At 64.2% G+C, this 21,078-nt stretch carries 15 protein-coding genes and 5 tRNA genes; 19 read left to right on the top strand and 1 reads right to left on the bottom strand.

All coding sequences use genetic code 11. The features are described 5' to 3' along the window. Positions 1-10: 10 nt before the first annotated feature. Positions 11-1,279: an efflux RND transporter periplasmic adaptor subunit gene (locus tag G7045_RS13385; RefSeq protein WP_370521661.1), complete on the bottom strand. Its 1,269-nt coding sequence runs from the start codon at positions 1,277-1,279 to the stop codon at positions 11-13. Positions 1,280-1,451: 172 nt separating this feature from the next. Here G7045_RS13385 and G7045_RS13380 point away from each other — a divergent pair, with 172 nt between their 5' ends. The 19 genes from G7045_RS13380 (at position 1,452) to G7045_RS13290 (ending at position 21,053) form a co-directional block, all read left to right on the top strand. Next, positions 1,452-2,108, top strand: coding sequence for a TetR family transcriptional regulator (locus G7045_RS13380; RefSeq protein WP_166160079.1), 657 nt, complete (start codon positions 1,452-1,454; stop codon positions 2,106-2,108). An 8-nt stretch (positions 2,109-2,116) separates the two neighbouring features. Continuing rightward, positions 2,117-2,192 (top strand) — tRNA-Arg (locus G7045_RS13375). 68 nt (positions 2,193-2,260) lie between these two features. Next, positions 2,261-2,346, top strand: a tRNA-Tyr gene (locus G7045_RS13370). A gap of 35 nt (positions 2,347-2,381) precedes the next feature. After that, a tRNA-Gly gene (locus G7045_RS13365) sits at positions 2,382-2,455 on the top strand. Between the two features lie 17 nt (positions 2,456-2,472). Continuing rightward, positions 2,473-2,547, top strand: a tRNA-Thr gene (locus G7045_RS13360). A gap of 75 nt (positions 2,548-2,622) precedes the next feature. After that, complete coding sequence (tuf, locus tag G7045_RS13355; RefSeq protein WP_166160078.1) at positions 2,623-3,813, top strand: elongation factor Tu; 1,191 nt, start codon at positions 2,623-2,625, stop codon at positions 3,811-3,813. 9 nt (positions 3,814-3,822) lie between these two features. Next, positions 3,823-3,898 (top strand) — tRNA-Trp (locus G7045_RS13350). A gap of 91 nt (positions 3,899-3,989) precedes the next feature. After that, positions 3,990-4,373: a preprotein translocase subunit SecE gene (gene secE / locus G7045_RS13345; protein ID WP_166160077.1), complete on the top strand. Its 384-nt coding sequence runs from the start codon at positions 3,990-3,992 to the stop codon at positions 4,371-4,373. Further along, entirely contained in the window at positions 4,373-4,963 is a 591-nt protein-coding gene (gene nusG / locus G7045_RS13340; protein ID WP_166160076.1) for a transcription termination/antitermination protein NusG, read from the top strand. The genes secE and nusG overlap by 1 nt, the downstream gene beginning before the upstream one ends. 125 nt (positions 4,964-5,088) lie before the next feature. Further along, complete coding sequence (gene rplK, locus G7045_RS13335) at positions 5,089-5,520, top strand: 50S ribosomal protein L11 (RefSeq protein ID WP_166160075.1); 432 nt, start codon at positions 5,089-5,091, stop codon at positions 5,518-5,520. Position 5,521: 1 nt separating this feature from the next. Continuing rightward, a complete protein-coding gene (gene rplA, locus G7045_RS13330) occupies positions 5,522-6,217 on the top strand; it encodes a 50S ribosomal protein L1 (RefSeq protein ID WP_166160074.1) in 696 nt (231 codons plus the stop codon). Between the two features lie 233 nt (positions 6,218-6,450). Then, complete coding sequence (gene rplJ / locus G7045_RS13325; protein ID WP_166160073.1) at positions 6,451-6,957, top strand: 50S ribosomal protein L10; 507 nt, start codon at positions 6,451-6,453, stop codon at positions 6,955-6,957. 47 nt (positions 6,958-7,004) lie between these two features. Then, a complete protein-coding gene (gene rplL, locus G7045_RS13320; RefSeq protein ID WP_166160072.1) occupies positions 7,005-7,382 on the top strand; it encodes a 50S ribosomal protein L7/L12 in 378 nt (125 codons plus the stop codon). A gap of 285 nt (positions 7,383-7,667) precedes the next feature. Further along, entirely contained in the window at positions 7,668-11,792 is a 4,125-nt protein-coding gene (rpoB, locus tag G7045_RS13315) for a DNA-directed RNA polymerase subunit beta (protein ID WP_166160071.1), read from the top strand. Positions 11,793-11,924: 132 nt separating this feature from the next. Then, positions 11,925-16,157 carry a DNA-directed RNA polymerase subunit beta' gene (gene rpoC / locus G7045_RS13310; protein WP_166160070.1) on the top strand — a complete coding sequence of 1,411 codons (4,233 nt, stop codon included), beginning with the start codon at positions 11,925-11,927 and terminating at the stop codon, positions 16,155-16,157. Positions 16,158-16,257: 100 nt separating this feature from the next. Beyond that, positions 16,258-16,791 (top strand): LemA family protein, encoded by a 534-nt coding sequence (locus G7045_RS13305; protein ID WP_166160069.1) that lies wholly within the window; start codon positions 16,258-16,260, stop codon positions 16,789-16,791. Beyond that, positions 16,788-18,152, top strand: coding sequence for a 16S rRNA (cytosine(967)-C(5))-methyltransferase RsmB (rsmB, locus tag G7045_RS13300; RefSeq protein ID WP_166160068.1), 1,365 nt, complete (start codon positions 16,788-16,790; stop codon positions 18,150-18,152). The genes G7045_RS13305 and rsmB overlap by 4 nt, the downstream gene beginning before the upstream one ends. After that, a complete protein-coding gene (locus G7045_RS13295; protein WP_166160067.1) occupies positions 18,109-18,762 on the top strand; it encodes a DUF4390 domain-containing protein in 654 nt (217 codons plus the stop codon). The genes rsmB and G7045_RS13295 overlap by 44 nt, the downstream gene beginning before the upstream one ends. Then, entirely contained in the window at positions 18,759-21,053 is a 2,295-nt protein-coding gene (locus tag G7045_RS13290) for an ATP-binding protein (protein WP_166160066.1), read from the top strand. Before G7045_RS13295 ends, G7045_RS13290 begins: the two co-directional genes overlap by 4 nt. Positions 21,054-21,078: the final 25 nt, after the last annotated feature.

Here is a 21,078-nt window from a genome sequence, read left to right as displayed (position 1 = left end):
AGTGGGCCCCTTAAGGCTTGGCTGCGTCGGCAGCGGCGGTCTTGTCGGTGGCTGGATCGGCCGGCTTGGTGGCGCCGGGGGCCTGCCAGGGAACGGCTTGTACGGGGGTGCCTGGAGGCAGCATCATGAGCTTTTGGAAGCCATCGACCATGACCTGCTCGCCAGCTTGCAAGCCTTCGCGTACCAGCCAGCGGTTGTTCTGTGCCAGGGCAACCTTCACCGAGCGGGTGCTGACCTTGCCATCCTCGCCGACGACGTTCACCGTATCGCCTTGCTGTGTGCGCGTGACGGCTTGCTGGGGCACGGTAATGGCTTGGCTCATCTCGGCTTGTTCGAGGCGCACGCGCACGTACAGCCCTGGCAGCAGGTCGCCCTTCGGATTCGGGACTTCGGCGCGCAGCGTCACCTGGCCGGTGCTGGCATCGACCGACAAATCGGTGAACAGCAGCTTGCCGGGCAGCGGGTATTCGCTGCCGTCGGCCAGCATCACGCGCACGCTGGCACCGCCGCCGCCTTTGGCGCTTTGCAGTTGGCCGGCCTCCAGGGCGCGGCGCAGCTGCAGCAGCTCGGCAGCGGACTGGGTGAAGTTCACGTACACCGGATTGATTTGCTGCACCAGGGCCAGCTGGGTGGCCTCGCCCTGACCCACCAGGGCGCCTTCGGTCACCAGCGCACGGCCGATGCGGCCATTGATGGGGGAGGTGACGCGGGTGTAACCCAGGTTGATTTCTGCCGTGCGCACGGCGGCCTTGCCGGCAGCCACGTCGGCCTGTGCGGCTTTTTGCGCTGCTTCGGTGTTGATGAATTCCTGCTTGCTGATGGCGTTGGCCGTGAGCAGTGGCCGGTAGCGTTCAAGCTGGGCCGTGGTTTGTGCCAGATTGGCTTCCGCGCGGGCCAAGGTGGCGCGGGCGCTTTCGAGCGCAGCGGTGTAGGGCGCAGCGTCAATCGTGAACAGCAGCTGGCCGGCCTTGACGTCGCTGCCTTCGCGGAATTGGCGTGCTTGCAAAATGCCTGCGGCACGGGCACGAATCTGGGCACTGCGCACGGCTTCGATACGTCCCGGCAGCTCGGTTACCAGGCCAATGTCGCCAGGCGTAGCTTTGATGACGCCGACTTGTACCGGCGGGCGCTTGGCGTCGCCGCCTGCGGGGGCTGCATCCTTGCCGCTGCCGCAGGCCGTGAGTGACAGTGCCGCCACTAAAGCCCAGGCGAGTGGGTGGTAAGGAGTGCGTGACGAGGGGGGAGAGGCCATACCAGTCGTGACTTGCAGGTGCTGCATGGGGGTTCCTTCGAGGAAAGACAACAGACACAGGGCCGGCAGCCAAAAATGCCACCCGCCACGGAAAAGAGGTGCTGAGTTGGTACGAATTATACATACATTCGTGAATGTATAATGGCGGCAGACGATGCTGGGGCAGGATCTATCCCGAGTATGACAGGAGCTTGTAAATATGGTGCGCCGTACCAAGGAAGATGCGGAGGCAACCCGCAGTAGCCTGCTCGATGCGGCAGAGCGGGTGTTTTATGACAAGGGTGTGTCCCGGGCTTCGCTGGCTGATATTGCACAGGCGGCGGGGGCAACGCGCGGTGCGGTGTATTGGCATTTCAAGGACAAGGTGGACTTGTTCGGTGTCATGATGGATCGGGTCACGTTGCCGCTGGAGTGCAGCTATGGTGCGCCGGGGCAGGGGGCGTCCGTAGTGCCGTTGCAGCGTTTGCGCGAGGCCATTTTGGCCGTGTTGCGCGCGGTGGTGTGTGACGAGCGTGCGCGCCGGGTCTTTGAAATCGCCATGTACAAGGTGGAGTATGTGCAAGAGCTCGTGGCGGTGCGTGACCGACACGTTCATGCCTGTGCCGGCTTCCGTGGCAAGCTGCAAGAGGATTTGGTGGCGGCGGCGCAGCAGCAGGGTTTGCTGTTGGTAATGTCGCCAGAGGTGGCGGCGCTGGGGTTGTGGGCGCTGTTCGATGGCTTGCTGCAGGGTTGGATGCTGGGGGCGGGCGGCTTTGATTTGCTGGCAGTGGGGCAGGCGTCGATGGATGCTTACCTGCGTGGCTTGGGTTTTGATCTGACGCAGGCGTGCCATAATCCGCCGCTTGCGCCCCGCTAGCGGGGTTTGCGGCTGTAGCTCAGTGGATAGAGTATTGGCCTCCGAAGCCAAGGGTCGTGGGTTCGATCCCCGCCAGCCGCGCCACGGTTATGCAAATAAGTTGCTGCCTTTTGCTGAAGGCGAGAATTTGATGCTACAATCGCGGTTTCTCCGGAGGGATGCCCGAGTGGCTAAAGGGGGCAGACTGTAAATCTGTTGGCTTACGCCTACGCTGGTTCGAATCCAGCTCCCTCCACCAAGATGGTTTAGAGAAATTGTGTGAGCGCCGCTTGTGCGGGAGTAGTTCAATGGTAGAACCCCAGCCTTCCAAGCTGATGACGCGGGTTCGATTCCCGTCTCCCGCTCCAGTGTTGTGAGCAAGATCGCCCTTGTGGCTCAGTGGTAGAGCACTCCCTTGGTAAGGGAGAGGTCGCGGGTCCGATTCCCGCCAAGGGCACCATATTCAGGCGCACTCCAATTACGGGGTGCGCCATGTCTTGTTGTTTGGCTGGTTGTTTTTTTTCGGAGTCGAAAAATGGCAAAAGAGAAATTTGAGCGGACTAAGCCGCACGTCAACGTTGGCACCATCGGCCACGTGGACCATGGCAAGACCACGCTGACCGCAGCGATCGCCACCGTGCTGTCCAAGAAGTTCGGCGGCGAAGCCAAGGACTACTCGCAGATCGACAACGCGCCCGAAGAAAAGGCCCGTGGCATCACCATCAACACCTCGCACGTCGAGTACGAAACCGCTGGCCGCCACTACGCCCACGTGGACTGCCCCGGCCACGCCGACTACGTGAAGAACATGATCACCGGCGCTGCCCAGATGGACGGCGCCATCCTGGTGTGCTCGGCCGCTGACGGCCCGATGCCCCAGACCCGTGAGCACATCCTGCTGGCCCGCCAGGTGGGCGTGCCCTACATCATCGTGTTCCTGAACAAGTGCGACATGGTGGACGACGAAGAGCTGCTCGAACTCGTCGAAATGGAAGTGCGCGAACTGCTGTCGAAGTACAGCTTCCCCGGCGACGACACCCCCATCATCCGTGGCTCGGCCAAGCTGGCCCTGGAAGGCGACACCGGCAAGCTCGGCGAAGAGGCCATCATGAAGCTGGCCGAAGCCCTGGACACCTACATCCCCACGCCTGAGCGCGCTGTGGACGGTGCCTTCCTGATGCCCGTGGAAGACGTGTTCTCCATCTCTGGCCGTGGCACCGTGGTGACCGGCCGCGTCGAGCGCGGCATCATCAAGGTCGGCGAGGAAATCGAAATCGTCGGCATCCGCGACACGCAAAAGACCACCTGCACGGGCGTGGAAATGTTCCGCAAGCTGCTCGACCAGGGCCAGGCTGGCGACAACGTCGGTCTGCTGCTGCGCGGCACCAAGCGCGAAGACGTCGAGCGCGGCCAAGTGCTGTGCAAGCCCGGCTCCATCAAGCCGCACACCCACTTCACGGCTGAGGTGTACGTGCTCTCCAAGGACGAAGGCGGCCGCCACACCCCGTTCTTCAACAACTACCGTCCGCAGTTCTACTTCCGCACGACCGACGTCACCGGCTCCATCGAGCTGCCGGCCGACAAGGAAATGGTCATGCCTGGCGACAACGTGTCGATCACCGTCAAGCTGATCAACCCCATCGCCATGGAAGAAGGTCTGCGCTTCGCTATCCGCGAAGGTGGCCGTACCGTCGGCGCCGGCGTGGTTGCCAAGATCATTGCGTAATTGCAACGTAGGGGTATAGCTCAATTGGCAGAGCGTCGGTCTCCAAAACCGAAGGTTGTAGGTTCGATTCCTACTGCCCCTGCCACTTAAAGTGGCAATCATCGAGCCCGCCAGCAGATTCTGGCGGGCTTCAGTGTCTTGTGCATTGCCTTGGGTGGTGCAAAAAATCTTCCGTTATGGCCACTACTCAGATTGATACCGTCAGTACCGGCGCCGACAAGGCTAAGTTGGCCGCTGTCGCCGCGCTGGTGGTGGCTTCTATTGCTGGTTTTTACCTGCTTGGCAAACAAGGGGCCATTGTTCAGTGGCTGGCCTTGGTGCTTGGCTTGGCGGCGGCGGTGGGGGTGTTTTTGACCTCCGAGTGGGGGCGCCAGTTTGTTGGTTTTGCGCGTGATTCCGTCAAGGAAGTCAAGAAGGTCGTTTGGCCTACGCGCAAGGAGACAACGCAGATGACGCTGTATGTCTTTGCGTTCGTGGTGCTGATGGCGCTGTTTCTTTGGTTCACCGACAAGACCTTGGAATGGGTCTTGTACGACCTGATTTTGGGCTGGAGGAAGTGATGAGCGGTTCCGTCGAGATGAGCGAAGTGCCAGAGGTTGCGGCTGCAGCGGTCAACCCCGATTTGCGCTGGTACATCGTCCATGCCTATTCGGGTATGGAGAAGGCGGTTGAGCGCAACATCACTGAGCGCATCAATCGCGCGGGCATGAATGCCAAGTTTGGCCGCATCCTGGTGCCGACCGAGGAAGTGGTCGAAATGAAGAACGGCCAGCGCAAGACCACCGAGCGCCGTTTGTTCCCGGGTTATGTCTTCGTTGAAATGGTGATGGAAGACGATACCTGGCACTTGGTGAAGCACACCAGCAAGGTGACCGGCTTTGTGGGTGGGGCGAAAAACCGTCCGGCGCCGATTTCTGAAGCAGAAGTCCAGAAAATCGTCAGCCAGATGCAAGAGGGTACTGAGAAGCCCCGTCACAAGATTGAATTCATGGCCGGCGAGATGGTGCGCGTCAAGGAAGGTCCGTTCACCGACTTCAATGGCTCGGTCGAGGAAGTCAACTACGAGAAGAGCCGCCTGCGCGTCTCGGTCATGATTTTTGGCCGCTCGACCCCGGTGGAGCTGGAGTTCTCCCAGGTTGAAAAAACCTGAGCAGCCTCCGGGTTGCAAAAATTCTGCGCTTTCCGACTCGGCGCAGATACAAAAATTGAGTCGATAACCCCGGGGAGCCCGCTTGCGTGTTGCAGTCGGGCGCATGTACCCGCAAGGAGCTATTCATGGCGAAGAAAATCGTCGGCTTCATCAAGCTGCAAGTGCCAGCTGGTAAAGCCAACCCCAGCCCCCCGATCGGCCCGGCCCTCGGCCAGCGCGGTCTCAACATCATGGAATTCTGCAAGGCGTTCAACGCCCAGACCCAAGGTGTCGAGCCCGGTCTGCCCTTGCCCGTGGTGATCACGGCGTTTGCTGACAAGAGCTTTACGTTCATTATCAAGACGCCGCCGGCCACCGTGCTGATCAAGAAGGCCATCAAGCTGGACAAAGGCTCCTCCAACCCCCTGAAGGCCAAGGTCGGCAAGATCACGCGCGCACAGCTCGAAGAGATCGCCAAGACCAAGCTCAAGGACATGAACGCCGCTGACGTGGACGCCGCTGTGCGCACGCTGGCCGGTTCTGCCCGTTCCATGGGCGTGACGGTGGAGGGCCTCTGAAATGGCAAAGCTGACCAAGAAGCAAAAAGCCCTGCAGGGCAAGGTGGACGCCACCCGTCTGTACCCCTTTGCTGAGGCCGTGGCCCTGGTGAAGGAAGCCGCTACCGCCAAGTTCGATGAGTCCATCGACGTGGCCGTGCAGCTGGGCGTGGATGCCAAGAAGTCTGACCAAGTGGTGCGTGGCGCCGTCGTGCTGCCGCACGGCACGGGCAAGACCACCCGCGTGGCCGTGTTCGCCCAAGGTGCCAAGGCTGAAGAAGCCAAGGCCGCCGGCGCCGACATCGTCGGCATGGACGACCTGGCTGCCATGGTCAAGGCGGGCGACATGCCGTTTGACGTCGTCATCGCTGCACCGGATGCCATGCGCGTTGTGGGTACCCTGGGCCAAATCCTGGGCCCGCGCGGCCTGATGCCCAACCCCAAGGTTGGCACCGTGACGCCTGACGTGGCTACCGCAGTGAAGAACGCCAAGGCTGGCCAGGTGCAGTTCCGCGTGGACAAGGCCGGCATCATCCACGGCACCATTGGCCGCCGCTCGTTCGACAACGACAAGCTGCAAGCCAACCTGGCTGCCCTGATCGACGCCCTGAACAAGGCCAAGCCTGCAACCAGCAAGGGCCTGTACCTGCGCAAGGTGGCGGTGTCCTCGACCATGGGTGTCGGCGTGCGCGTCGAAACCCAATCCATCGCAGCCTGATTGCGATAAATCTTGAAATGCCCGCAAGGGTGTTTCAGTGGTGGGCCGGTGTTGTACGCAATGCCGGGCCATCCAAGACCGTTGGTGTGCAGATGGGCTGCACTTAAACCCGAATGGGCCAACGCAGATGGCGATCCCGCTGCAGATGGAATCTTCCTGACAACAGTTGGTCGCTGCAACCCAAGAGCGCGCACGGCGGATTTGTCCAAAGTGCGCATATGAAGGAGTAGACCTTGAGTCTGAATCGCAGTGAGAAAGAAGCGGTCATCAATGAAGTGACCAGCCTCGCCGCTAAAGCTCAAACGCTCGTGATCGCGGAATACCGTGGCATCACGGTCGCCGACATGACCAAACTGCGCGTTGCCGCTCGCAGCCAGGGTGTGAGCCTGAGTGTTCTGAAGAACACCCTGGCCCGCCGTGCTGTGGCAGGCAGCCCGTTTGACGTGGTGGCAGACCAGATGACCGGCCCGCTGGTCTATGGCTTCTCCGAAGACGCTGTGGCTGCCGCCAAGGTGGTGGCCGATTTCGCGAAGACCAACGACAAGCTGGTCATTCGCGGTGGCGCATTCGGTGGCAAGGCCCTGGACGTGAACGGCGTGAAGCAACTGGCAAGCATCCCTTCCAAGGAAGTGCTGTTGGCCCAGCTGTGTGGCTTGCTGATGTCGCCAATGTCCCGTACCGCCGTGGTACTGGGCGCTCTGGCGGCCAAAAAAGGCGAAGGCGAAGCGGTTGCCGCTTAAAGCGATGCACCCATCGCAACCCCCAACCAATTGTTTAGGAAATAAAAATGGCATTCGATAAAGACGCATTCTTGACCGCTCTGGACAGCATGACGGTTCTGGAACTCAATGACCTGGTCAAGGCCATTGAAGAGAAGTTTGGCGTGTCCGCCGCTGCTATGGCTGCTCCCGCTGCTGGCGGCGCTGCTGGCGGCGCTGCTGCTGCTGAAGAGAAGACCGAATTCAACGTCGTGCTGACCGAAGCCGGCGCCAACAAGGTCTCCGTCATCAAGGCCGTGCGCGAAATCACCGGCCTGGGTCTGAAGGAAGCCAAGGACCTGGTGGACGGCGCTCCGAAGAACGTCAAGGAAGGCGTTGCCAAGGCTGACGCTGAAGCCGCCGTCAAGAAGCTGGTGGAAGCCGGCGCCAAGGCCGAACTCAAGTAATCGGGTTTGCCTTTGCGGGCTGGGGGCCTTGTCAAAAAGGCCTCCAGCCTTTGGTGCTTATGGGAATAGTTTCCAGAGCGCACCAGCAAGCGGCTGCATTCATGCCGGCTGCTTGCTAGTGTCTTCTGAACCGTCCGACAGCGGAAGATGCCTTGGTTCGGGCGATGTGCAATGCATCGCCGTCCGCCATGGTTGGTAGTGGCCAACCGCCAAGCCTGCAGTACATGCCAATGCTGCGGGGCAGTCGTCGAAGACCTCATCGTCATGTCTTTGCCCGGAGATCTCATGGCCCAAACATCCACGTACAGCTATACCGAACGCAAACGCATCCGCAAGAGCTTCGGTAGCCGTGACAGCGTGCTCGAAGTTCCTTACCTGCTGCAAATGCAGCGCGATGCCTATACCGCCTTCCTTCAGGCACACACTCCGCCCAAGAAGCGCAGTACTGACGGTTTGCAAGCCGCCTTTACGTCGGCCTTCCCCATCGTCTCGCACAACGGCTTCGTTGAAATGAAGTTCGTCGAATACAACCTGGCCAAGCCAGCGTTCGACGTGCGCGAATGCCAGACCCGGGGCCTGACTTTTGCCTCCGCCGTGCGCGCGCGCGTGCAGCTCATCATCTACGACCGCGAATCTTCCACGTCGCAGAACAAGGTGGTCAAGGAAGTCAAGGAGCAAGAGGTGTACATGGGCGAAGTGCCGCTCATGACCGACAAGGGCTCGTTCATCATCAACGGCACCGAGCGCGTCATCGTCTCGCAGCTGCACCGCTCGCCGGGCGTGTTCTTCGAGCACGACAAGGGCAAGACGCACAGCTCGGGCAAGCTCCTGTTCTCGGCACGCATCATTCCCTACCGTGGTTCCTGGCTCGATTTCGAGTTCGACCCCAAGGACATCCTGTACTTCCGCGTGGACCGTCGCCGCAAGATGCCGGTCACCATTTTGCTCAAGGCCATTGGCCTGAACAACGAGCAGATCCTGGCGCACTTCTTCGTCAACGACAACTTCCGCCTGATGGATTCGGGCGCGCAGCTGGAATTCGTTGCCGACCGCTTCAAGGGCGAGGTGGCACGTTTTGACATCACCGACAAGTCGGGCAAGGTCGTCGTCGCCAAGGACAAACGCATCACCGCCCGCCACACGCGCGAGCTGGAGCAATCGGGCACCACGCATGTGAGCGTGCCCGAAGACTTCCTGCTCGGGCGCGTGCTGGCGCGCAACATCATCGACGCCGACACCGGCGAGATCGTTGCCAAGGCCAACGAAGAGCTGACCGACGTGCTGCTCAAGAAACTGCGCAGCAGCGGCGTGCAGGAAATCCAGTGCCTGTACACCAACGAACTCGACCAGGGCGCGTACATCTCGCAAACCCTGCGCATCGACGAAACCGCTGACGAAAACGCCGCCCGCGTCGCCATCTACCGCATGATGCGCCCCGGCGAGCCGCCGACGGAAGACGCGGTGCAGGCCCTGTTCCAGCGCCTGTTCTACAACGCCGACACCTACGATCTGTCGCGCGTCGGTCGCATGAAATTCAACGCCAAGATTGGCCGCGAAGAATCGACGGGCCCGATGGTGCTGTCCAACGACGACATCCTCGCCGTGGTCAAAATCCTGGTCGATCTGCGCAACGGCAAGGGCGAGGTCGATGACATCGACCACCTGGGCAACCGCCGCGTGCGCTGCGTGGGCGAACTGGCCGAAAACCAGTACCGCACCGGCCTGGCACGTATCGAAAAAGCCGTGAAGGAACGCCTGGGCCAGGCCGAGCAAGAGCCGCTGATGCCGCACGACCTGATCAACTCCAAGCCGATTTCCGCGGCCCTGAAGGAGTTCTTCGGCGCCTCGCAGCTGTCGCAGTTCATGGACCAGACCAACCCGCTGGCCGAAATCACGCACAAGCGCCGCGTCTCGGCCTTAGGGCCGGGCGGCCTGACGCGCGAGCGCGCTGGCTTCGAGGTGCGCGACGTGCACGTGACCCACTATGGCCGCGTCTGCCCGATTGAAACGCCCGAAGGTCCGAACATCGGCCTGATCAACTCGCTGGCCCTGTACGCCCGCCTGAACGAGTACGGTTTCATCGAAACCCCGTACCGCCGCGTGGTCGATGGCAAGGTGACGATGGAGATCGACTACCTCTCGGCCATCGAAGAGGGCAAGTACATCATCGCCCAGGCCAACGCCACCCTGGACAAGGACGGCAAGCTGATTGGCGACCTGGTGAGCGCACGCGAAAAGGGCGACTCCACCCTGGTGTCCGCCGAGCGCGTGCAGTACATGGACGTGTCGCCGGCGCAGATCGTCTCGGTGGCCGCGTCCCTCGTGCCCTTCCTGGAGCACGACGACGCCAACCGCGCACTGATGGGCGCCAACATGTCGCGCCAGGCCGTGCCCGTGCTGCGTCCGGAAAAGCCCATGGTCGGCACCGGCATCGAGCGCGTGGCAGCCGTCGATTCGGGCACCGTGGTCACGGCGCGCCGGGGCGGTGTGGTGGACTACGTCGATGCCACCCGTATCGTGATCCGCGTCAACGACTCCGAGGCCGTGGCCGGTGAAGTCGGTGTGGACATCTACAACCTCATCAAGTACCAGCGTTCCAACCAGAACACCAACATCCACCAGCGCCCCATCGTCAAGCGCGGTGACGTGCTGGCCAAGGGTGACGTGGTGGCCGACGGCGCTTCGACCGACCTGGGCGAGATCGCCATCGGCCAGAACATGCTGATCGCCTTCATGCCCTGGAACGGCTACAACTTCGAGGATTCGATTTTGATCAGCGAGCGCGTGGTGGCCGAAGACCGCTACACCTCGATCCACATCGAAGAACTCGTGGTCATGGCGCGCGACACCAAGCTGGGCGCCGAAGAAATCACGCGCGACATCCCGAACCTGAGCGAAACCCAGCTCAACCGCTTGGACGAGTCCGGCATCATCTACGTCGGCGCTGAAGTGCAGCCCGGCGATACGCTGGTCGGCAAGGTCACGCCCAAGGGCGAGACCACGCTCACGCCGGAAGAAAAGCTGCTGCGTGCCATCTTCGGCGAGAAGGCGTCCGACGTGAAGGACACCTCGCTGCGCGTGGACCAGGGCTCGCAAGGCACCGTGATCGACGTGCAGGTTTTCACCCGCGAAGGCATTCAGCGCGACAAGCGTGCGCAGCAGATCATCGACGATGAATTGAAGCGCTTCCGCCTGGACCTGAACGACCAGCTGCGCATCGTCGAGGCCGACCAGTTCGACCGTATCGAAAAGCTGCTGCTGGGCAAGAAAGCCAATGGCGGCCCGCAGAAGCTGGCCAAGGGCGCAACCCTGGACAAGGAATACCTGGCCGGCGTTGAAAAGCACCACTGGTTCGACATTCGCCCGGCGGACGAGGCCGTGGCGGCGCAACTCGAATCCATGAAGAACGCCATGGAGCAGACGCGCCACAGCTTCGACCTGGCCTTCGAGGAAAAGCGCAAGAAGTTGACGCAAGGCGACGAGCTGCCGGCGGGCGTGCTCAAGATGGTCAAGGTGTATCTGGCCGTCAAGCGCCGCCTGCAGCCCGGCGACAAGATGGCCGGGCGCCACGGCAACAAGGGCGTGGTCTCCAAGATCACGCCGGTGGAAGACATGCCGCACATGGCTGACGGCACGCCGGTCGATATCGTCCTGAACCCGCTGGGCGTGCCCTCGCGCATGAACATCGGTCAGGTGCTGGAAGTGCACCTGGGCTGGGCCGGCAAGGGCCTGGGCCAGCGCATTGGCGACATGCTGCGCGACCAGGCGGCCGTGGCCGAGGTGCGCGGCTTCCTCGAAGAGGTGTACAACTCGCGCGGCCGCAAGGAAGATCTGTCGCAGCTGTCGGACACCGAAGTCCTGGCCATGGCGGGCAACCTGACGGCGGGCGTGCCCTACGCCTCGCCGGTGTTCGATGGTGCCTCCGAAGCCGAGATCAAGGACATGCTCCAGCTGGCCTACCCCGAGGAAATCAAGGCGCGCAAGGGCCTGACCGAGGCGCGGACGCAGGCGAATTTGATCGATGGCCGCACCGGCGAACCCTTCGAGCGTCCGACCACCATCGGCTACATGCACTACCTCAAGCTGCACCACCTGGTGGACGACAAGATGCACGCGCGCTCGACCGGCCCGTACTCGCTCGTCACGCAGCAGCCCCTGGGCGGCAAGGCGCAGTTCGGCGGCCAGCGTTTCGGTGAGATGGAAGTGTGGGCGCTCGAAGCCTACGGCGCGTCCTACGTGCTGCAGGAAATGCTCACCGTCAAGTCCGACGACGTGCAGGGCCGTACCAAGGTGTACGAGAGCATCGTCAAGGGTGAGCACGCCATCGAGGCCGGTATGCCCGAGTCGTTCAATGTGCTGGTCAAGGAAATTCGTTCCCTGGGCCTGGACATCGAGCTGGAGCGCTCCTGAGTTCCCTCAGGGGTTTTTATAAAAAAGTGAGCGCTTGGCGCTTGTTGGATGCGGGTTTGCGGTGGAAAACATACGCAAAACCGCGCCAATCAAGCGTCACCAGCTATGATTTTTGATAGAGGAACTGAGTCTATGAAATCGTTACTCGACCTGTTCAAGCAATTCACGCCGGATGAGCATTTCGATGCCATCAAGATCGGCATGGCCTCGCCCGAGAAGATCCGTTCGTGGTCTTTTGGCGAGGTGAAGAAGCCCGAGACCATCAACTACCGCACGTTCAAGCCCGAGCGCGACGGTCTGTTCTGCGCCAAGATTTTCGGCCCCATCAAGGACTACGAGTGCCTGTGCGGCAAGTACAAGCGCCTCAAGCACCGTGGCGTGATCTGCGAGAAGTGCGGCGTTGAAGTCACGCAGACCAAGGTGCGCCGCGAGCGCATGGGCCACATCGACCTGGCTGCGCCTTGCGCCCACATCTGGTTCCTGAAGTCGCTGCCGTCGCGTCTGGGCCTGGTGCTGGACATGACGCTGCGCGACATCGAGCGCGTGCTGTACTTTGAAGCCTACGTCGTCACCGACCCGGGCATGACGCCGCTCAAGAAGTTCTCCATCATGAGCGAGGACGACTACGACGCCAAGCTGCGCGAATTCGGTGATGAATTCGTCGCCAAGATGGGCGCCGAGGGCATCAAGGACCTGCTCGAATCCATCGACATCGAAGCCGAGATCGAGCGCCTGCGCGGCGACCTGACCGGCTCCGAAGTCAAGGTCAAGAAGAACGCCAAGCGCCTGAAGGTGCTCGAAGCGTTCAAGCGCTCGGGCATCAAGCCCGAGTGGATGGTGCTCGAAGTGCTGCCCGTGCTGCCGCCGGACCTGCGTCCGCTGGTGCCGCTCGACGGCGGGCGCTTTGCCACGTCGGACCTCAACGACCTGTACCGCCGCGTCATCAACCGCAACAGCCGTCTGCGCCGTCTGCTCGAACTCAAGGCGCCCGAGATCATTGCGCGCAACGAAAAGCGCATGTTGCAAGAGGCTGTGGACAGCCTGCTCGACAACGGCCGCCGTGGCAAGGCCATGACGGGCGCGAACAAGCGCGCGCTCAAGTCGCTGGCCGACATGATCAAGGGCAAGTCGGGCCGTTTCCGCCAGAACTTGCTGGGCAAGCGCGTGGACTACTCGGGCCGTTCGGTCATTACCGTGGGCCCGTACCTCAAGCTGCACCAGTGCGGTCTGCCCAAGCTGATGGCCTTGGAGCTGTTCAAGCCCTTCATCTTCTCGCGCCTCGAAGCCATGGGCATCGCCACCACCATCAAGGCGGCGAAGAAGGAAGTCGAATCGGGCACGCCGGTGGTCTGGGACATCCTCGAAGAGGTCATCAAAGAGCACCCGGTGATGCTCAACCGTGCGCCCACGCTGCACCGCCTGGGCATCCAGGCGTTCGAGCCCATCCTGATCGAAGGCAAGGCCATTCAGCTGCACCCGCTCGTTTGTGCGGCCTTCAACGCCGACTTCGACGGTGACCAGATGGCCGTGCACGTGCCGCTGTCGGTGGAAGCGCAGATGGAAGCGCGCACGCTGATGCTCGCGTCCAACAACGTGCTCTTCCCGGCCTCGGGCGAGCCCTCCATCGTGCCTTCGCAGGACGTGGTGCTGGGCCTGTACCACGCCACCCGCGACAAGATCAACGGCAAGGGCGAAGGCTTGGTGTTTGCCGACGTCGGCGAGGTGCAGCGCGCCCTCGACGCCAAGGAAACCGAGCTGCACGCCAAGATCAGCGTGCGCCTGACGGAGTGGACCAAGAACAAGGCCACGGGCGAATTCACCAGCGAAACCAAGCTGGTGGAAACCACCGTCGGCCGTGCCCTGCTGTCCGAGATCCTGCCCAAGGGCCTGCCGTTCTCCAACCTGAACAAGGCGCTGAAGAAGAAGGAAATCTCCAAGCTCATCAACACGAGCTTCCGCAAGTGCGGCCTGAAGGAAACCGTGGTGTTCGCCGACAAGCTGCTGCAAAACGGCTTCCGCCTGGCGACGCACGCGGGCTTCTCGGTGTCGATCGACGACATGCTGGTGCCGCCGCAAAAGGCCGACATCCTGGCGCGCGCCGAAGCCGAGGTGAAGGAGATCGAGCAGCAGTACGTCTCGGGTCTGGTGACCTCGGGCGAGCGCTACAACAAGGTGGTGGACATCTGGGGCAAGGCGGGCGACGACATCTCCAAGGTGATGATGGACCAGCTCAAGGTGCAAAAGACCATCGACCGCCACGGCAACGAAGTCAACCAGGAGTCCTTCAACGCCATCTACATGATGGCCGACTCCGGTGCTCGCGGTAGCGCGGCGCAGATCCGTCAGCTCGCCGGTATGCGCGGCCTGATGGCCAAGCCAGACGGCTCCATCATCGAGACGCCCATTACCGCGAACTTCCGCGAGGGGCTGAACGTGCTGCAGTACTTCATCTCCACCCACGGTGCCCGTAAGGGTCTGGCGGACACGGCGCTGAAGACGGCCAACTCGGGTTACCTCACGCGCCGCCTGGTGGACGTGACGCAGGACCTGGTGGTCAACGAACAAGACTGCCAGACCAGCAATGGCTCGTGGATGCGCGCCATCGTCGAGGGCGGCGAGGTCATCGAATCGCTGCGCGACCGTATCCTGGGCCGCACGGCGGCCGAGGAAGTGCTGCACCCCGAAAACCGCAGCGTGCTGGCCCCGGCCGGCGCCATGTTCGACGAAGACCTGATCGAAGAACTCGAAGCGGCGGGCGTGGACGAAGTCAAGGTGCGCACCGCGCTCACCTGCGAGACGCGCTACGGCCTGTGCGCCAAGTGCTATGGCCGCGACCTGGGCCGTGGCGGCCTGATCAACCTCGGCGAAGCCGTGGGCGTGATCGCTGCCCAGTCCATCGGCGAGCCCGGCACGCAGCTGACCATGCGTACCTTCCACATCGGTGGTGCCGCCTCGCGCGCTGCCATCGCCTCGAGCGTGGAAGCCAAGTCCAACGGCCTGATCGGTTTCAACGCCACCATGCGCTACGTCAGCAACACCAAGGGTGAGCTGGTGGTGATCTCGCGCTCGGGCGAAATCATCATCCAGGACGACCATGGCCGCGAGCGCGAGCGCCACAAGGTGCCGTACGGTGCCATCCTCACGGTCAAGCCCGACGAGGCCATCAAGGCCGGCAAGATCCTGGCCAACTGGGACCCGCTGACGCGCCCCATCATCACCGAGTACGCCGGTACCACCAAGTTCGAGAACATCGAAGAAGGTCTGACGGTGGCCAAGCAGGTGGACGAGGTCACGGGCCTGTCCACGCTGGTGGTGATCGACCCCAAGCGCCGTGGTTCGGCCAAGGTCGTGCGCCCGCTGGTCAAGCTGATCGACGCCAACAACCAGGAAGTGAAGATCCCCGGCACCGAACACGCCGTGGCGATTGGTTTCCAGATTGGCGCGCTGATCCAGGTGCGCGACGGCCAGGACGTGGGCCCGGGCGAGGTGCTCGCCCGTATCCCGGTCGAAGGTCAAAAAACTCGCGACATTACCGGCGGTCTGCCGCGCGTGGCCGAGCTGTTCGAGGCGCGCACGCCCAAGGACAAGGGCTCGCTCGCCGAGATGACCGGCACCATCTCCTTCGGCAAGGAAACCAAGGGCAAGGTGCGCCTGCAGATCACCGACCCCGAGGGCAAGGTGTGGGAAGAACTCATCCCCAAGGAGAAGAACATCCTGGTGCACGAAGGCCAGGTGGTCAACAAGGGCGAGCACATCGTCGATGGCCCGGCCGACCCGCAAGACATCTTGCGCCTCTTGGGCATCGAGGAACTCTCGCGCTACATCGTCGATGAAGTGCAGGACGTGTACCGTCTGCAGGGCGTGAAGATCAACGACAAGCACATCGAAGTGATCGTGCGCCAGATGCTGCGCCGCGTGGTGGTGGAAGACCCGGGCGAGACCGGCTACATCCAGGGCGAGCAGGTCGAGCGCAGCGAGATCCTCAACACCAACGAGCGCGTGCAGGCCGAGGGCAAGATCCCGGCCACCTACTCGAACGTGCTGCTGGGCATCACCAAGGCGTCGCTGTCCACCGACTCGTTCATCTCCGCCGCTTCCTTCCAGGAAACGACGCGCGTGCTGACCGAAGCGGCCATCATGGGCAAGCGCGACGAGCTGCGTGGCCTGAAGGAAAACGTCATCGTCGGCCGCCTGATCCCTGCGGGCACCGGCCTGGCCTACCACCAGGCACGCAAGGCCAAGGACGCCATGGACGAGGCCGAGCGCCGCGCCATCGCCGAAGCCGAGGAGGCCGAAATGGCCGCCGCCGCCAACAGCGATGCGCACGACGTGGACGCCAGCGCTGCTGACGCCAACGCCGACTAAAGCGTTGCCTCTGGCGCCGTGCTGCGCCTAGCGGCACGCAACGCCCCCGTCCTGCCCGGCAGGCCGGGGGCGTTTTTCTTCGCCCTACACGCTCTTTGCCATGCCCGATATCCCCGTCCTCTGGGCCATCGCTGCCCTGCTGCTGTTCTGGCTCGTGGGCGCGTACAACCGCCTGGTGCGCCTGCGCGCCGCCGTGGTGCGCGCCTTTGCCGCCCTGGACCAGGCACTGCTGCGCCTGCAGGCGCTGCTGGCCGAATGCGACCTGGCGCCCGCCCAGGTGCAGGGCCCGGTACAGGCGGCGCAACAGGCGCTGCAGGCGGCGGCCGGCCAATTCGGCGCCAGCCTGGCGCAGGCACGCCAGCAGCCCTTGCAGCGCGGCGCCATCACCGCCCTGGCCGCTGGCCTGGCAGCACTCGATGGCGCCTGGCAGGCCCTGGTGCGCGCGCGCGAAGACGAAGACGGCCCGGTGGCAGTCGCCCCCTGGCGTGCGCAGTGGCAAATCTGCCAGACGCACCAGCAACTCGCCTGCACCCAGTTCAACACCGCCGTGGCGCAGTACAACGCCGCCATCGCCCAATTTCCTCCCAGCCTGCTGGCCTGGCTGTTTGGCTTTCGCGCCGCAGGAACCCTATGACTTCATCCCCCACTCCCAGCGCCCAGGGCCCGGCCCTGTGGCAGCAGCTCGCCGCCTGCGCCCAGGCGCTGCAGGCCGTGCGCGCCGGCCAGTCCAGCAGCAGCGCCCTGGCGCCCGTGCCGCCCGCACTGCGCGCCGGCGTGCAGGCGCTGCTGTTCCAGGTGCTGCGCCAGCTCGGGCGGGCGCAGGCGCTGCGCCAGCAGCTCGCGCCGCGCAAGCCGGCGCCGGGCGTTGATGCCCTGCTGTGCACCGCCCTGGCCCTGGCCTGGGATGAGGCGCAGGCACCCTACACCGCCTTCACCCTCGTCAACCAGACGGTGGAAGCGGCCAAGCGCGGCCCGGCGGCGCGCCAAGCCGGCTTCGTCAACGCCTGCCTGCGCCGCTTTTTGCGCGAGCGTACGGCCCTGGTTGCTGCCACCGATGCCGAACCCGAGGCGCGCTGGAACCACCCGCGCTGGTGGGTCGAGCGCCTGCGCAAAGAGCAGCCGCAGCACTGGCAGGCCATCTTGCAGGCCAACAACGCCCATGCCCCCATGGCGCTGCGAATTAATAAGAGAAAAACCACGCTGGCGCAGTACCAGCAAGCGCTAGCAGCTATGAATTTAATAGCTGATTCCGTGGGCGACTGCGGCCTGCTGCTGCGCCAGCCGCAGCCGGTGCAGCAGCTGCCGGGCTGGGCTGAGGGCTGGGTCAGCGTGCAGGACCTGGCAGCGCAGCAGGCCGCGCCCCTGCTGCTGCAGGGGCTGGCCTGGCCGCAGGGGCGGGCGCTGCGCGTGCTCGACGCCTGCGCCGCCCCTGGCGGCAAGACGGCGCACCTGCTCGAAAGCGCCAGCGCCGCCCAGCCGCTGGCGGTGACGGCGCTGGAGGTCGATGCCACGCGCGCCGCCCGCATCGACGACACCCTGGCGCGCCTGGGGCTGCAGGCACAGGTGCTGGTGGCCGATGCCGCCCGGCCCCAGGACTGGTGGCCGGCGCACTGCGGGCGCCAGCCGTTTGATGCCATCTTGCTCGACGCCCCCTGCACCGCCTCGGGCATCGTGCGCCGGCACCCGGACGTGCGCTGGCTGCGCCGCGAGAGCGACATTGCCCAGCTCGCGGCGCAGCAGGCGCGGCTGCTGGCGGCGTTGTGGCCGCTGCTCGCCCCCGGCGGGCGGCTGCTGTACTGCACCTGCTCGGTGTTCCACGCCGAGGGCGATGGGCAGGTGCAAGCGTTTCTTGCACGCCACAGCGACGCCTGCCGCCTGCCCGCACCGGGGCATTTATTGCCCGCAGCTGGCCAGGAGGGGGGTGCCGTCACGGACAATCCAGCCCGTGACCATGACGGCTTTTATTACGCATTGCTGCAAAAGCTGCCGGCCTGAGCGCTGGGCGGCGGCCCTGTGCCTGTTGCTGGCGCTGTGCCTGGCGGTGCCGGCGCGCGCCGAGCTGCCGGGCGAGGTGGTGCAGATGCAGCTCGAACGCAGCAGCGAGGGCCTGCTGCTGTCGGCGCGGCTGCAGTTCGAGCTGCCCGAGCTGATCGAAGACGCCCTGCGCCAGGGCATTGCCATCTACTTCACCACCGAGGCCGAGGTCACGCGCGCGCGCTGGTACTGGAGCGACAAGGTGCTGGCGCAGGCCCAGCGCCACCAGCGCCTGTCGTACCAGCCGCTGACGCGGCGCTGGCGCCTGCACGTGGCCGATGCCCCGTTCGACAACGCCGGCCTGGGCCTGGCCCTGGGCCAGAGTTTTGACGATTACGCCGACGCCCTGGCAGCGCTGCAGCGCGTGAGCCGCTGGAAGATTGCCGACCCCGGCCAGCTCGACGACGGCGTGCGCCAGCAGGTGCAGCTGCGCTTTCGTGTCGATCTGTCGCAGCTGCCGCGCCCGCTGCAAATTGGCGCCCTGGGCCAGCGCCAGGGCTGGAACCTGCTGCTCACGCGCAGCCAGGCGCTGGCGCCGCTGGCCGAGTCGGGCAGCGGGGGCACGCCATGAACGGGCCCTTGCTGTCGGCCTCGCTGCAGGCGGCGCGCTCGCCACGCGCCATGCGCTGGGCGCTGGTGGTGGGCGTGGCGGTGATGTGCGCCATCGGCCTGGTGCTGCTGTTCTTGCTCACCCTGGCCACCAACCAGCGCGCGCTGTACGAGGCCAACTACCACTGGCTGCTGGGCGTGAACATGCTCGTCGCTGCCCTGCTGCTGGGCGTGCTGCTGTGGGTGCTGGTGCGCCTGGGCCTGCGTCTGAAAAACAAGCGCTTTGGCAGCCGCCTGCTGTTCAAGCTGGCGGGCATCTTTGCCCTGGTTGGCCTGGTGCCGGGGCTGCTGATCTACGTCGTCTCGTACCAGTTCGTCTCGCGCTCGATCGAGAGCTGGTTTGACGTGAAGGTCGAAGGCGCGCTGGTCGCCGGCGTGAACCTGGCGCGCGTCACGCTCGACACCCTCGCCACCGACATGGCGCACAACACCCGCCAGGCCAGCGCCCAGCTCGCCGGCGTGCCCGACGCTGCCGCCGGCCTGGTGCTCGAACGCATCCGCGACCAGCTCGGCGCCACCGACCTGGTGCTGTGGAGCGGCGCCGGCCAGGCGCTCGCCAGCGTCGGCCAATCGCGCTACGAACTCACGCCCGAGCGCCCGAGCGTGCAGCAGCTGCGCAGCGTGCGCGTGAACCAGCCGCTGTACCAGATCGAGGGCCTGGACGACATCACCCAGCCGCAGGCGCTGCAAAACGCGCGCGTCAAAACCCTGGTGCTGGTCAGCAGCGCACAGCTCGATCTGCTGCAGGAGCCGCGCTTTTTACAGGCGACGCTGCCGCTGCCGGCGGCGTTGGTGGCCAACGCCGTGGCCGTGCAAGAGGCCAACCGCGAATACCAGGAGCGCTCGCTCGCGCGCGGCGGCCTGCGCCGCATGTACATCGGCACCCTGACCCTGAGCCTGTTCCTGTCGGTGTTCGGCGCCGTGCTGCTGGCACTGCTGCTGGGCAACCAGCTGGCACGCCCGCTGCTGGTGCTGGCAGAGGGCGTGCGCGAAGTGGCCCAGGGCAACTTGAGCCCCAAGGCCGCGCTGCAGGGGCGCGATGAACTGGGGGGGCTGACGCGCTCGTTTGCCCTCATGACCGAGCAGCTGGCGGACGCGCGCAGCGCCGTCGAGCGCAGCATGGGCCAGCTCGATGCGGCCCGCGCCAATCTGCAAACCATACTCGACAACCTGACGGCCGGCGTGCTCGTGCTCGACGCCCAGGGCGTGTTGCAATCGGCCAACCCTGGCGCCACGCGCATTCTGCGGGCGCCGCTGGCTGCCTACCAGGGACGCGCCCTGGTCGATGTGCCCGAGCTCGCCGCCTTTGGCGCCGCTGTGCAGCAGCAATTTGCCAGCTTTGCCGCTGACCGTCAGTTGCTGCACGGCCTGGACCATTGGCAGCAGTCGTTCGTGCTGCACGCGCCCACCGGGGGCAACGCGCACAGCGGCACCAGCCTGGTGGTGCGCGGTGCTGAACTGCCCGATGCCGCGCGCCTGCTGGTAATTGACGACATCACCGAAATCGTCTCTGCCCAGCGCTCGCAGGCCTGGGGCGAGGTGGCGCAGCGCGTGGCGCACGAGATCAAGAACCCGCTCACCCCCATCCAGCTCTCGGCCGAACGCCTGCAAATGAAGCTCTCGGGCAAGCTGCCCGAGGCCGAGGAGGCGATTTTGGCCAAGTCGGTGCGCACCATCGTCGAGCAGGTCAGTGCCATGAAGCGCCTGGTCAACGAATTCCGCGACTACGCCCGGATGCCCACCGCCGAGCTGCAGCCCCTGGACTTGAACGCCCTGGTGGCCGACGTGCTGCAGCTCTACGGCAGCGAAAACGCCCTGGTGCCGGTACACACCGAACTCGATCCCGCCTGCCCGGCCATCGCCGGCGACGCCCAGCAACTGCGCCAGGTGGTGCACAACCTGCTGCAAAACGCCCAGGACGCCAGCGCCGAGCAGGCCGCTGCAGCGCAGCAGCCGGCAGCGCCGGTGCGCCTGACGACGCATTGGAATGCGACCTCGGGCCGCGTGCGCCTGACGGTGAGCGACAGCGGCGGCGGCTTTGCGCCGCACATCCTGCAGCGCGCCCTGGAGCCCTACGTCACGAGCAAGGCCAGCGGTACCGGCTTGGGCCTGGCGGTGGTAAAGAAAATCGCCGACGAGCACGGCGCCCGCCTCGATCTGGTCAACCGTATGGAAAACGGCAAGGTGGCGGGGGCGCAAGTATCGCTATCATTCGCACCTGAACGGATGGTGGGGATTTCACAACAGGTGTGAACAACACCGCATTGCACGACAAGAC

This window comes from Acidovorax sp. HDW3 (genome assembly GCF_011303755.1).
Classification (GTDB): domain Bacteria; phylum Pseudomonadota; class Gammaproteobacteria; order Burkholderiales; family Burkholderiaceae_C; genus Paenacidovorax.
Note: the sequence above shows the minus strand (reverse complement) of the source record. Positions and strands in the feature narration are given on the sequence as shown.